Genomic DNA, 12,954 nt, shown 5'->3' on the forward strand with positions numbered 1-12,954 from the left:
CGCGATCAGTGGCCGAACAAGGAGTGAATGACACCTAAAAGCCACGGCCTAGCCTTGTTCCTTATCTCCCAATAGACCGAAAAGCCATTTTCCATACGATAGGTCCACTTTGATTCTGCTTTGGATAACGGCGATAGTTTGCAAAAAGGTGTGTTGCTGTTGATTCGACGACCCGCACCACTCACGCTTTTGGTGTTCAGGTCGATCGTGTAGACCTCTTCCACGCAGAGGTCGGTGTTTTTGATCAAGATGGCTGCATCGGTCCAACTCTGCACATCATGCTGGACTACATCAGATCTCAGGACGTTACCCGTCACCGAGGCGCGAGCTTCGACACATTGTTTTTCAGGCCGATAGCAGTTGATCGTCGACGTTTGCAAGGGGTCTGCCATGGCCGCCCCCGCAGTAGCGCCGTGCCGCGTCCACGTTCCTTTGACGATCACCATGTCGCCACCCGTCTTGATCACATCCACAAAAGGCGACAAGGCGACGGGCACTTGGGTGCCCACATAGAGGTTCATGATGATCACTGATACAGACAACAGTCCTGCCACTAAGCTTGCACCACAGAAGATGACAAACCCTTTTTTCGGACGCGTCAACTCAGACCACGGCACAGTGGCTTTGATCCCCGCTACCTGAATACGCACTATATACAAAAGGATGAACCCGGCAAGCCAGCCAAAAGGAATCGGAGCCAATGCAGCGAAGGCGACATTTTTGCCGGAGTTCTTCATCCACGTTTCGGTATTGGCCGATTTCTCTTTCTCGCATTGCGAGAGATCGGGGTCTCCATCCAGCATTTTGACATTTGAACAGATCTTATACGCGAACTGTACGAAGTTATCTGTCCGCTCGACATCATCGTAATGTGTAGTGATGCCTGCCGCGAGAGCCCATATAATCGACAATGCGATTCCGAGCTTCTGCCATCCGTTCAATTGCATGATTTCTCCCGTATGTAATCCATCTTCATAAACGCGAATTTTTTGTGTGGATATTGGCGTGAGCATCGTCCATCCGTAAATACAGCTATTGTCGACAAGCACTCCAGCCTACTGATGCACGTCCAATCAGGTACATTCACGGGAGTATGCGCCAAAAACGCCTTCATCTCCTTAGAAACAAAGGGCTTTTAAATATACTCCCGGGAGTATATTTTTTGCTCCAGAAACCATTGTTGCGCACTACTGGCGTTGCAGGTATAAAAAAAGCGGAACCTGTTGCGGTTCCGCTTGTTGGAATACGATGTTGGCAAGCGTCAAATCAGCGCAGGTTAGCAAACGTAGCAGAGTCACCCTATCATTTATTTGGTGTTGCTTTCGCTTTGTATGCCCCGCAAACCAACTCTATAGCGACCAGAAGTAATTCAGATACATCGCCGTTTCACACGTTTATCTGAATTACTTCCAGAGGAAATCGCTTTAATCAGTTATTCATTGCGTTCCTCCTGATCTTCACCATGCGCTGTAGTTGGCTGGCTGCCAGCGGTAAGCGCCCTTGCCGGCATGATGGATATGTCCCAGGCCAGGAAAAGAAATGTGTGCTGTGCCTATCCAATACCCTTGTTTCACCACCTCAGGCAGAAAAGCGGTGCGCTGTTCCCTGGCTTTCATGGCATCCACGTCGAACACAATGGTCGTTTCCGGATGAGCCATTTGGGTCGCAGTGGCATGGATCATATCTCCGATGAGCAGCAGTTTTTGACCGCCGCTTTCGACTTCATAATAACTGTGCCCCGGAGTATGCCCATACGCTGGGCGTGAACGAACACCAGTTGTGATTTGCGCAGCACCATTAAATGTTTTCAGACGCCCCGCCTTCACATAGGGGCCGAGCATCGCTTCTGCCTCTGCGAAACCGTGCCGCTGACCGGGCGCTGCGTTTGCCTCGTTAGATCGGTCCAGCCAGAACTTCGCATCGTGTTCATCGACATAGATGTCTGCATTAGGAAACAAACGTTGACCATCGAGCGACAAACCTCCCGAATGATCGCCATGTATGTGCGTCAGCAAGACTATGTCGACCTGCTCGGCCTTATAGCCAGCGTTTTTCAGGCTCTGCTGAAGACGCCCTGCTTTTGCCACTATGGGCGCCTTGAACGAGTCACCGGCACCGGTGTCAACCAGAATCAGCTTGCTGCCGGTATTGATCAAAAACGTATTGATCGACGTTTCCATCATCGGTGCCAGATCTGCTTGTTTGAGCGACTCTGCGAGAACGGCTGGCTTGATATTGGTGAGCAGTTTATCGATGGGAATAGTTACAGTGCCGTCCGACAACGTTGAAACCTCGAACTCGCCAAGTTGCATGCGATAAACGCCAGAGGCAGCCGTTGTGGACTTAGGCGCTTCTGCATACGCTGACGGTGCTTGCAAAGAAAGCGCTGCAGATAAGGCCGCAACAAAGGGTAATAATTTCATGGGGTATCTTTCATCTGTGAAGTTAAACAGACACGCATTAAACCAATTTACAATGCATACATAAAATCAATCATTGATATACAAGGTATAAATTTCATGGATATAAGAGGCCCTGATTTGCCGCTGCTGGTGTCATTAGACATGCTGCTGGAAGAGAAAAACGTGACGCGTGCGGCCAGCCGGTTACACCTGAGTCAACCGGCCATGTCAGCCCAACTCGCGCGCTTGCGAGATCTGTTTGGCGACCCGCTACTGATGACCGCAGAAAATGGGCGCGGCATGGTTCCTACACCCAGAGCATTAGATCTGCAACAACCGCTACGCAGCGCGCTCGAGGCACTCGGACAGGCGATCAGTACAGTCCCCTCGTTTGACCCGAAGAACAGCAAACACACTTTTCGCATTGCTGGCAACGATAATTGCACGACCACCGTGATGATGGCCGTGATCAGACAGCTTGACCGTCATGGTGGCCGAGGCTTGAGGCTGGCTGTCGTGCCGCATGACCTTGATCGCATTGTTACCCAGATGGAGCGCGGAGAAATTGACTTGCTGGCCTGCGCCAGTCGTTTTGTGCCGGAATCCCTACGGACCAGACAGATGACGAGTGGCGCTTACAAGCTGGGACAACGTAAAGGACATCCCCGGGGTATGGGCGAACTCACGCTGGAGCAATACTGCGCCATGCGTCATGTCATTGTGTCCAACGAAGGGGGCTTTAGCGGTTTTATGGACGAGCTGCTGAAAACGCATGGCTTACAGCGCGAAGTCGTAGCATCCGTACCGCAGTACAGTCTGGTGCCAACGATCATTGCCAACACTGATTTCGTCTGCACTATGCCAGAAGACTTTCTTACGGCACATGCCGATCGCCTGGATATGATTGATCTGCCGATTGAAGCAGGCAAATTCGACCTGTCAATTGCCTGGCATCCGCGCAGTGATAACGATCCCGCTCATCGATGGTTACGCGATCAGATAGGCGTCAACATCGGGGAATTCTCTGTACAGCAATGAACTGCCGCCGATAAGTTGATCTTCACGTTATCGGGGCGGCTCATGTCGCTGGTATTTTTGATTTTTTTTGCACGCAAACGCATCGCCTGCGCGCGAAGCGGTACGCGGTGCAGCAATACGAAAAGTCATCTAATCAGCCATTTTCATGGGAGTATGCGCCAAAAACGCCTTTATCTCCTTAGAAACAAAGGGCTTTAAAATATACTCCCGGGAGTATATTTTTAGCTACAGAAGCCATTTTTTGCGCACTACTGGCGTTGCAGGCATAAAAAAAGCGGAACCTGTTGCGGTTCCGCTTGTGGAAATACGATGTCAGCCAGCGTCTGATCAGTGCGAATTAGCAAGCATTGTGTAGCTGCTTCGTCGGGCACAGCAGGCGTAGCGTTTTCCTCAATATGACGCTACCCCAGCGGACGAACATCAATATCGCCGGACTGGTGCGTGAGAAGCACCCTACGCTTGCGACGGCGCAGCTTGGGACACACAATGTGATCAGCAAATATGGACAAGACCTAAGTGGCCATCAGGGTGAGCAGCACGACACTCCATTTGCTGGCGTACACCCTGAGGTTTACAAAGACGCTGGCACGAACTGTGCAAAATCCGGCTGACTGATCACTGTCTATGCATGCTTATTTAAACTTGATCACCTTGTTGAGACGGCTAATCACGCTATCCGGCACCTGATTGCTACACATAATGTAGCGAAATTCGCCATTTGGCATATCAGCGGCTTTCAATTGCTTCAAACTGTTGCTGGCAACGCCTGATTGTTCTATCAGATATTTTGACTCTTCTTCCGACGCAAACATGAAATCGGCAGTATGCGCATGGATTAACTGCAGCATTTGGCCGGGCGTGCCATTGGATTTAACTAAAGTGGGTTTGAGTGACTCCAGTTTGCCGTCTATGAAACCACCATAAGAAAAATTTTCTTTGACTAAAACGCGCACGCCTTTTGCGGTGAGCAAATCAGACAGCTTGCTGCCATCCTTGCCCTCAAAATTCGGGTTGGCCAGAATGATGGTCGGTTTGTCGCGATAAATAGGATTGGTGAATTTTGCAAATTGCGTACGCTCTGGTGTCTTAAACCAGCCTATCGCGCAATTGTTGCCGCCTTCTTTCACCACGATCAATTGACGATTAGGAGGGACTTTACTCCATGTGACTTCAATTCCGGCGGCCTTGAATGCCTCGCTGGCAGCAGTACCGATTAAGCCCGATGCCGCACCATCTGTACCTTGTGTTAAATACGGAGGACGCTCATTAAAACTGACCGTGATATTGTCATTTGCATGGGCAAAACCAGAAACCAAAGTACCAAACAAAATTACAGAGCGAAATGAAAAATTCATGATTTTTACAGAACACTTGCGTGTTCTCTCCTATAGAAAATTTATAAAAGTACGTTCTAAAACCGCTTCTCCACTTCGAAAAACAACAGCCATCACATCCATTTAAAGCGTAATAACAAGTGCAGACAAACTAGAATAAACACAAGCAGCCCGTAACAAAAAACAGAAGCAATGTTTTTTTGTAGATATCGTTCAACACATATTTGCGCTGTTAGCTATTCCGCTGAATCAAGTCTATCGGTACAAAATTCCGTGAGCACTACTTTTCACATTTATTAACGACATGTGTAGTTTTTCTGAGCGTTCGCGGTATGAGGAGGTTTTTATCAGGAGTCACTATTTCATCAGACATAGAATTCAGCTTGCAAGTCTGAATTTCCCTAAGCGTTTCAATATAAGCAAGCGTAGCGTGCGTATTCCGTAGGGTGCGTCATACGCACTACGCACAACTCTCATCAATCAAACTGCGCTCACCTGTTCATTCGCCTCTCAGCCTGAGCTGGCCACGACGCACATGATGATTGCGCGTCTTATGCGGGGCGGGATTCTGCGAGTCCACCAAATCACCGTCGTCTGAATTGGTGCGTACGACACACCCTATGCTTGCGATGATTCCGCTCTGAAACAAGCACTTTCAGGGGAGTATGTGGCAAAAATGCCTTCATCTCCTTAGAAACAAAGGGCTTTAAAATATACCCCCGGGAGTATATTTCTGGCTCCAGAAGCCATTTTTGCGCGTAACCAGCATTACAGGCATAAAAAAAGCGGAACCTGTTGCGGTTCCGCCTTTGGAAATACGATGTCGGCAAGCGTCAAATCAGCGCAGATCAGTTGCGCTTTTTAGCTGCTTTTTAGCCGCTGTGTTTTTTATCCAGCTGGTCAGAGTTCCGGTGACAGCATGTGACCGAGTTTGCTGACCTTGGTGTTCAGGTAGCGGTCGTTGTAGGGGTTGCGTTCGATGATCAGCGGCACGTGTTCGGCGATCGTGACTTTTAATCCTTCCATCGCTGACAGTTTGCGTGGGTTGTTCGTCATCAGGCGCAGGGAATGGATGCCGAGATGTTGCAGCATAGGTTCAACCAGACTGTAATTGCGCAGATCGGCGGCAAAGCCCAGTCGTTGGTTGGCTTCGACGGTATCGGCGCCATCGTCTTGCAGATGATAAGCACGGACTTTATTCAGCAAGCCTATGCCACGCCCTTCCTGACGCAGATACAGCAAGGCACCACGGCCTTCGTCGGCGATTTTTTTGAGAGCCATTTCGAGTTGCGGGCCGCAATCACAGCGCAGGCTGAATAAGGCGTCGCCGGTCAGGCATTCGGAATGGATACGCGCCAGCACTGGCTTGCCATCGGCGACATCGCCCAGCGTCAGCGCAATGTGTTCTTTGCCTGTCGCAGGTTCGACAAACGCATGCATGCGGAAATTTGCCCAGGTCGTCGGTAAGTTGCAGGAATCGACGTATTCCAGCGCCAGCTTTTCTTGTTCTACAGGCGGATTGTTGCTTGACATACAGTGCTCGCGAATTCTGTTGAGTGGATTCCCGTCTCGCGGGGTAACGCAATAGCCGTCTATTGCGCTTATCCTGTTGCGGTAAATGCGTCTGCCGATCAGTTGAGAAATTGAATACAGCTGATACAGCGAAGACCAAGAGTATAAACGACCAGAGGCAGATACGTCCGGCATACCCGATATGGTTCTCGTTAGCGACGCTCTTTGCTTGCCCAAATAAATAGGGATGATGTGAAAAAATACAAGTTATGCAAAGCTGTCAGCACATGGCAAAAAAAATCAGGAATGCGCAACGATAAGGTCATCGTCACGCATTCCTGATATTGGCAATCTGGACGCGATGCCCAGACCGCCGCCTTTTCTAGTTTTTATTACTCTTTATCGCCCAGCAATAAGCGTTTCAGTTTGTTATCGGCGACGTTATCGCCTAACCAGATTTTCAGAATCGCGTGCATGGTCAGATCGTCTTTCAGCGTTTCGCCGATTTGCCGGTTGTTCGAGCGAAAGACGGTGCCCTTGCCCTGGCTCCAGTCTATCGTCATCACATCGCCGACTTTCCAATCACCCATTCTGGCGAAACCTTCGCCAAGCGCCATCAGTTGATAGACCAGTTGATTGCGTTCCTCTTTGGTGGTGCTGGAACGGATATCGGCGAGAAAACGCCGGCTCATCAATTCACTGTCGACCTCTTTCACCATCACCAGTTTCAGACGTACCGGCCCCGGCGACGCCAGCAGATCAGGCGTGTTATTTCTCGGCTTGGTGGTGTACAGACCGATATTGAAAATTTTAACGCGCTTGATGATGTGCGTGCCGCTGCCATTCAGGTTTAAACGTTGCCCCTCAACCTGTACTGTGTCTTCCAATACTTGTGACACCGCTTCATTGGCAGCCTGCGCTGGCGATAAACCGCCAGCCAGACCAACAACGATGAACATCATGCGCACCATCTGCATTATGTGCATCATCTGCCTTGTGTGCTTTACTGCCTTCATGCGTATCTCCTCAGATTTTTTTAATTGTTATCAGCTGCAATGTCCTGCGATCAGAACATCCGGCTCAGCGTCAGCAGAAACAAATCACCCTGCGGACGTGAACGTGCTGAAAACTCTTTCAGATACTTGAATTCCACCTGTGTTTTCAGATCATCAGTCTGATAGCTGATCACCGGGCCCAGCGACGCCGCACGCGCTTTATTGCCATTGATCAGCGGCAGCGCACTGGTGCCGTTCGGATCTTTATCGTAGGTTGTCTGCTTCAGGTAGAAACCGTGCAAACCTGCTTTGACGTTATTTGAAAACTGGTAGCTGCCGACATATTCAAGATGCAGATACTGGCCGGATTTATAGTCGGTATCGCGATTCGCGGTGCTGATGTTGTAAGCCAGCGATGCCGCAAAATCAAAGCCGGATTCAGTTGACCATGCAGCCGATACCAACGGACGGAATGAATACGAATTCATACCCAGATTCACCTGGCTGTTTCTGTCAAATGAACCGGTCGGCAAATCGACATTCATCGCTGCCACAATCGACAGGCTTTCATATTTCCAGCCGATGAAACCAGCGAGTTCGATATCACCCAGACCGCTGGTGCTGCCACTGGCCGCTGCGGATGCCTGTGCACCGATTTTTTGCTGAAGCGCAGCAGGCAGCGGCGTCGTGACCGACACCACCACGTCGCGCGATTTTTTCAGCAAAGGAATCGCGATGTAGCCGCCGTAACGGCCGCCGAGTATTGCTTCTTCGCTGATGTAATTGAGCTTGGGAATAATGCCATCAACTTTGATTTTTGCATTGACTGTGCCATTCACGGTAACCGGAATGCCGCTGATATTTTTGTGGAAAGCGATGTCATTGCCGTCGCTGCCTTTCACGCTGTCAGCGCGATAATTCGCCAACAACACTTGCCCGTAAGTGCCGGATAAAGGCAGAATTGCCGAGTCCAGATTCCAGAACCCCATAGGCACGGCCACTTCATTGTTTTCTGCCGCCTGCGCAAGCGAAGCAATGCCTGATGCGCCTAACAAGACGGTGCTGAGCACAACACGGCGCATAGTGGATTGAGGAAATTTCATTTTTTCTCCTGATGATGACGACCGATCACCAATGCGCTGCCTCAGAGTGGTCTGAAGTCAGCCATCACGATCGATCGGAATTTATTATGGGAATACCAAACACGACATGCAGAAAAACTATTTCGGTGAACTGAAACCAGCTGTGCGACAAAGCGAACTCAGGTCAGGTCGTCGATGCGGATCGACTCAATTGCAGATGTTGGTGTAATCGCGGGAAATCGCGATTATTCGTTCGTGCTTTTCCACAAAAGAAAAGCAGATGCAAATGATGTAAAAAATAGTTCAGACAAACAGGCGTGCTGCCTGAAGCGAATGATAACGTGAACGCAAAGACTGCCGTAGCAACTTGATTTATCAAAGAAATATCAGATGTAGACATTGCGTTATCTTCTGCATAATGTCGATCAGACAAAGAAACCTGCGGTTTATCTGCTGCGTCATAGAGCAGAGAGAATTGACTCTGTTTCCAGCTTGTTATCGATTAACATTTTTTAAAACATTTGGGGCGATTCTTCTAATCGCCTATGTCTGAAGCCATCTGAGGAAAATTTACAACGATGGTGCGCTATCAACGATGCCTATCCGAACCCGAAACAAACAGAGAGAAAAACAGACACACGATGATGGCCTTTTTTTGTTCCGTCATCATCAACGAATAAAAGCCTTATCCGGCATAAAAAAACAGGGTGCAGCTGACGCTATCACCCTGTTGGTATTCCGGCTCATATCCGGCCAAACCTGCATCCGCCGACAGATGTCTGGCGAATGTCCGTTTTAGCTTATTTGCGCTTTAACTGCGACAAATCACGCACCGCACCACGATCCGCTGACGTTGCCAATGCCGCATACGCCTGCAATGCCTGCGAAACATAACGATCACGATTAACTGGCAACCATGCTGCATCACCACGCGCTTCCATCGCGCTGCGACGGGCGGCGAGATCCGCATCGCTGACACGCAGATGGATAGTGCGTTCAGGAATATTGATCTCGATGATATCGCCCTCTTCGACCAGCCCTATCGCGCCGCCTTCCGCCGCTTCCGGTGAGGCATGACCGATCACCAGACCAGACGAACCGCCGGAGAAGCGGCCATCGGTAAACAAGGCGCAGGCCTTGCCCAGACCTTTGGATTTGATATACGAAGTCGGGTACAGCATTTCCTGCATACCGGGGCCGCCTTTCGGTCCTTCGTAACGAATGACGACCACATCGCCTTCATGCACGGTGTCACCGAGGATCGCTTCAACCGCCGCATCCTGACTTTCAAAGACGCGCGCTTTACCAGTGAATTTCAGAATACTTTCATCGACACCCGCCGTTTTGACGATGCATCCTTTTTCAGCCAGATTGCCGTACAACACTGCGAGACCGCCGTCTTGAGAATACGCATGCGCTTTATCGCGGATACAACCTGTGCTGCGGTCGGTATCGTTCTGATCGAAACGTTCTGATTGCGAAAATGCGACCTGCGTCGGCACGCCGCCCGGCGCGGCGCGGAACAACTGCTGAACGGCGGCATCGTTGCTGACAGCGATATCGTATTTCGCAATCGCTTCGCCCATGGTTTTGCTATGTATCGTCGGCAACGACGTATCGAGCAAACCGGCACGCGCCAATTCCCCCAGAATACTGATGATGCCACCGGCACGATGCACGTCTTCGATGTGGAATTTATCCGTCATCGGCGCCACTTTGCACAGGCAAGGTACTTTGCGTGAAATGCGGTCGATATCCGCCATGGTGAATTCAACCCCGGCCTCATTCGCTGCTGCCAGCAAATGCAAGACTGTATTGGTGGAGCCGCCCATAGACACATCAAGTGCCATCGCATTTTCAAATGCGGCTTTCGAGGCGATGTTGCGTGGCAAGACGGATGCATCATCCTGCTCGTAATAGCGTTTTGCCAGATCAACGATCAGACGACCAGCATGTAAAAATAATTCTTTGCGATCAGAATGGGTTGCAACGATGGTGCCATTGCCCGGCAAGGCCAACCCCAGCGCTTCGGTCAGACAGTTCATTGAATTCGCAGTAAACATGCCGGAACAAGAGCCGCAGGTCGGGCAGGCAGAGCGTTCGATCTCTGCCACATCGGCGTCGCTGACAGAGCTGTCACCGGCTTTGATCATGGCATCGATCAGATCGAGCTTGATCACTTTTTTCGCGCCATCTACCACCTTCAGCACCTTACCGGCTTCCATCGGGCCGCCGGAAATAAACACCACAGGAATATTGATGCGCATCGCTGCCATCAACATGCCTGGCGTAATTTTGTCGCAATTGGAAATGCAAACCATCGCATCGGCACAATGCGCGTTCACCATATATTCAACCGAATCGGCAATCAGATCGCGCGAAGGCAATGAATACAACATACCGCCATGCCCCATCGCAATACCGTCATCCACGGCGATCGTATTGAATTCCTTGGCGACACCGCCAGCGGCCTCAATTTCACGCGCAACGAGTTGCCCCAGATCTTTCAGATGCACATGCCCTGGCACGAACTGTGTAAATGAATTGACGACAGCGATGATAGGTTTATCGAAATCGCCGTCTTTCATGCCAGTCGCGCGCCAGAGTGCGCGGGCGCCCGCCATGTTGCGGCCATGTGTGGTGGTGCGTGAACGGTATTGCGGCATAGCTTTCTCCTGCAGAATCAGATGTGGAACAGCGAGAGTGCACTTCAACGTTATATATGTCAAATATCAAATTTCATTCATATTCATACTTTAAATATATGAATTGACAGGCAAAACTGAAAAGTCAGTTGATTCACGCAGCACCCCGGCGCTGGACTGTCTTGACCAGTTTAAATGAATTCACCAGCGAAATTAAGGTAAGCGATTGCCCTTTTAAGCCATCAGCAGATGCCGCCGCCTGCTCGACTAAGGCCGCATTTTTTTGCGTCATATCATCCATTTGTGTCACCGCATCATTAATCTGATGAATCCCGGCACTCTGTTCCTGACTGGCGCTGGTAATTTCATGCATGATGTCGGCGGCACGCTTCACGCTACTGACGATTTCCTCCATCGTATGCCCGGCTTCATCGACCAAACGTGCGCCTTGTTCTATTTGCGTGACGGACTCTTGTATCAGGTCTTTGATTTCTTTCGCAGCGTCAGCGCTACGATGTGCGAGCTGCCGCACTTCATTGGCAACCACGGCAAAACCACGCCCTTGCTCCCCGGCACGGGCAGCTTCGACGGCAGCATTCAATGCCAGTATATTTGTCTGAAACGCGATGCCGTCGATCACGGTAATGATGTCCGCAATTTTGCCCGAGCTCTGTTTAATCGCACCCATCGTGTTAACCACATTCGCCACCGCAACACCGCCCTTTTCCGCCACTTGCGCAGCAGACATCACTATGTGACTGGCTTGTTTTGAATTGTCGGCGTTTTGTCTGACGGTGGAAGTCAGCTCTTCCATGGACGATGCGGTTTCTTCGAGCGAACTTGCCTGCGTTTCGGTGCGGGAAGACAAATCGGCGTTACCAGCCGCCACCTGGCTGGCACCGTTGCGGACATGCTCAGTGGTTTGCTTGATCTGCCCGATGAGCAATTTGATATTCGTTTGCAATACGCGTAATGACTGCGTCACGCGTCCGACTTCATTTGCGCCGCCGGCGCGGATCGTGATGGATAAATCGCCGGACGTCATCGTTTGTATGCAGTCATCCAGCATCAGCAAAGGCTGCACCACTTGCCGTCGCAGACGCTGCAATACCAGCAAGGTCGCCGCGCCTGCCGACAAACTTAAACCAGCGATCACATAATCCGTACCGGTAAAATCCGGCCCCAGGCTCAGAACGGTAATCACACTCAGCAAGACCAGCATTGTGATCGCATACAAATTCAGCAAGGCACACACACTGAGGCCGGAGAAATAAGCCGACCCTTTAAACAAAGGAACCGGAACCACTGCACCATCACTGATGCGTACAGATTTGTCGCCAGTCTTTATCGCCAGATAGGCAGATTCTGCCGCGCGAACCTGCTCGCGATCCGGCTTCACACGTATAGAGGTGAAACCGACGATCTGACCGTTGTGCATCAGTGGCGCAGCCGTCGCCTCAACCCAATAATAATCACCGTTTTTACAACGATTTTTGACCAGCCCGGACCAGGCGCGCCCACTTTTAACCGTCGCCCATAAATCGGCAAAAGCGGCGGGAGGCATATCGGGATGGCGAACAATATTATGCGGAGCACCGATTAATTCCTCGGCAGAAAATCCGCTGATGCGGACAAAATCATCACTCACATAGGTAATCCGGCCTTTGATGTCTGTTTTGGAAACGATGGTTTCATGATCTTGCAAAACATACTCTTTACCAATAGCCGCAACATTGTCAGACATAAGCAAACCTTTAAACGCAATAAAAACTGGAAGACGGAAAAAATAGCCCGCCATCATGGCATTGCGTAAATTGGTCACCATTGATCATTCGCAAGCTTATGCTGCAACGCTGTTTGCTCAGAACAATTTACAACAGCGGTCGAATGTCATCTGTTGATTACTAGATCTGGATCAAGATCTGCAATGGTAAAAAAAACTGATC

10 protein-coding genes are annotated in these 12,954 nt (G+C 50.3%); 2 read left to right on the plus strand and 8 right to left on the minus strand.

Annotated features, from left to right (window positions below):
• Window positions 1–5: 5 nt before the first annotated feature.
• Both Undi14_RS10615 and Undi14_RS10620 read right to left on the minus strand, forming a co-directional pair.
• Window positions 6–1,013: a hypothetical protein gene (locus tag Undi14_RS10615; RefSeq protein ID WP_200180096.1), complete on the minus strand. Its 1,008-nt coding sequence runs from the start codon at window positions 1,011–1,013 to the stop codon at window positions 6–8.
• A gap of 444 nt (window positions 1,014–1,457) precedes the next feature.
• Window positions 1,458–2,423, minus strand: coding sequence for an MBL fold metallo-hydrolase (locus tag Undi14_RS10620; RefSeq protein WP_200180097.1), 966 nt, complete (start codon window positions 2,421–2,423; stop codon window positions 1,458–1,460).
• Window positions 2,424–2,519: 96 nt separating this feature from the next.
• On the opposite strand from Undi14_RS10620, the gene Undi14_RS10625 reads away from it, so the two are divergent.
• Window positions 2,520–3,440 (plus strand): LysR family transcriptional regulator, encoded by a 921-nt coding sequence (locus Undi14_RS10625; RefSeq protein WP_200180098.1) that lies wholly within the window; start codon window positions 2,520–2,522, stop codon window positions 3,438–3,440.
• 395 nt (window positions 3,441–3,835) lie between these two features.
• Window positions 3,836–4,051 carry a hypothetical protein gene (locus Undi14_RS10630; RefSeq protein ID WP_200180099.1) on the plus strand — a complete coding sequence of 72 codons (216 nt, stop codon included), beginning with the start codon at window positions 3,836–3,838 and terminating at the stop codon, window positions 4,049–4,051.
• A 21-nt stretch (window positions 4,052–4,072) separates the two neighbouring features.
• Here the strand turns inward: Undi14_RS10630 and Undi14_RS10635 are convergent, their stop codons facing one another.
• From Undi14_RS10635 to Undi14_RS18465, 6 genes are all read right to left on the minus strand, one after another.
• Window positions 4,073–4,795, minus strand: a complete 723-nt coding sequence (locus tag Undi14_RS10635) for an ABC transporter substrate-binding protein (RefSeq protein WP_200180100.1) — start codon at window positions 4,793–4,795, stop codon at window positions 4,073–4,075.
• A gap of 879 nt (window positions 4,796–5,674) precedes the next feature.
• Window positions 5,675–6,307, minus strand: a complete 633-nt coding sequence (gene ribA / locus Undi14_RS10640; RefSeq protein WP_186885183.1) for a GTP cyclohydrolase II — start codon at window positions 6,305–6,307, stop codon at window positions 5,675–5,677.
• Window positions 6,308–6,678: 371 nt separating this feature from the next.
• A complete protein-coding gene (locus Undi14_RS10645; protein WP_200180101.1) occupies window positions 6,679–7,302 on the minus strand; it encodes a chalcone isomerase family protein in 624 nt (207 codons plus the stop codon).
• Between the two features lie 50 nt (window positions 7,303–7,352).
• On the minus strand, window positions 7,353–8,384 hold the full coding sequence (locus Undi14_RS10650) for a transporter (protein WP_200180102.1): 1,032 nt from the start codon (window positions 8,382–8,384) through the stop codon (window positions 7,353–7,355).
• A 779-nt stretch (window positions 8,385–9,163) separates the two neighbouring features.
• Window positions 9,164–11,029: a dihydroxy-acid dehydratase gene (ilvD, locus tag Undi14_RS10655; RefSeq protein WP_200180103.1), complete on the minus strand. Its 1,866-nt coding sequence runs from the start codon at window positions 11,027–11,029 to the stop codon at window positions 9,164–9,166.
• 133 nt (window positions 11,030–11,162) lie between these two features.
• A complete protein-coding gene (locus Undi14_RS18465; protein ID WP_200180104.1) occupies window positions 11,163–12,752 on the minus strand; it encodes a PAS domain-containing methyl-accepting chemotaxis protein in 1,590 nt (529 codons plus the stop codon).
• Between the last annotated feature and the right edge of the window lie 202 nt (window positions 12,753–12,954).

Source organism: Undibacterium sp. 14-3-2 (genome assembly GCF_016595265.1).
GTDB lineage: Bacteria > Pseudomonadota > Gammaproteobacteria > Burkholderiales > Burkholderiaceae_D > Undibacterium > Undibacterium aquatile.

Coding starts and splice junctions, on each gene's coding strand:
- Undi14_RS18465 (WP_200180104.1), bottom strand. CDS start 12,752: ATGTCTGACAATGTTGCGGCTATTGGTAAAGAGTATGTTTTGCAAGAT.
- Undi14_RS10645 (WP_200180101.1), bottom strand. CDS start 7,302: ATGAAGGCAGTAAAGCACACAAGGCAGATGATGCACATAATGCAGATG.
- Undi14_RS10615 (WP_200180096.1), bottom strand. CDS start 1,013: ATGCTCACGCCAATATCCACACAAAAAATTCGCGTTTATGAAGATGGA.
- ilvD (WP_200180103.1), bottom strand. CDS start 11,029: ATGCCGCAATACCGTTCACGCACCACCACACATGGCCGCAACATGGCG.
- Undi14_RS10625 (WP_200180098.1), top strand. CDS start 2,520: ATGGATATAAGAGGCCCTGATTTGCCGCTGCTGGTGTCATTAGACATG.
- Undi14_RS10650 (WP_200180102.1), bottom strand. CDS start 8,384: ATGAAATTTCCTCAATCCACTATGCGCCGTGTTGTGCTCAGCACCGTC.
- Undi14_RS10630 (WP_200180099.1), top strand. CDS start 3,836: ATGACGCTACCCCAGCGGACGAACATCAATATCGCCGGACTGGTGCGT.
- ribA (WP_186885183.1), bottom strand. CDS start 6,307: ATGTCAAGCAACAATCCGCCTGTAGAACAAGAAAAGCTGGCGCTGGAA.
- Undi14_RS10635 (WP_200180100.1), bottom strand. CDS start 4,795: ATGAATTTTTCATTTCGCTCTGTAATTTTGTTTGGTACTTTGGTTTCT.
- Undi14_RS10620 (WP_200180097.1), bottom strand. CDS start 2,423: ATGAAATTATTACCCTTTGTTGCGGCCTTATCTGCAGCGCTTTCTTTG.